Origin of the sequence: Streptomyces sp. DH12, from assembly GCF_020873895.1 — a bacterium.
In the GTDB taxonomy this organism is placed as follows: Bacteria; Actinomycetota; Actinomycetes; order Streptomycetales; family Streptomycetaceae; genus Streptomyces.
This window is the reverse complement of the sequence record NZ_JAHWGT010001368.1, coordinates 1-419: the sequence shown is the minus strand read 5'-3', so window position 1 is coordinate 419 and position 419 is coordinate 1. Positions and strand designations below refer to the sequence as shown.

Annotated in this window: 1 pseudogene; it reads left to right on the top strand. The window is 70.4% G+C overall.

From position 1 onward, the window contains the following. Nucleotides 1–419 (top strand): annotated as a pseudogene (locus tag LPA54_RS40110) (alpha-mannosidase); the annotation flags it as partial.

Here is a 419-nt window from a genome sequence, read left to right as displayed (position 1 = left end):
CGTCGGGCACGCGCACATCGACTCCGCCTGGCTGTGGCCGCTGCGCGAGACCGTGCGCAAGGTGGCCCGCACCGCCGCCAACATGACCGCCCTCCTCGACGACGAGCCCGACTTCGTCTTCGCCATGTCGCAGGCCCAGCAGTGGGCGTGGGTGAAGGAGCACCGCCCCGAGGTGTGGGCGCGGGTGAAGAAGGCCGTGGCGGAAGGACGCTTCGTGCCGGCCGGCGGCATGTGGGTGGAGTCCGACACCAACATGCCCGGCTCCGAGGCCATGGCCCGGCAGTTCGTGCACGGCAAGCGGTTCTTCCTCGAGGAGTTCGGCGTCGAGAACGACGAGGCCTGGCTGCCGGACACCTTCGGTTTCGCCGCCGGACTGCCCCAGATCATCAAGGCCGCCGGCTCCCGGTACCTGCTCACGC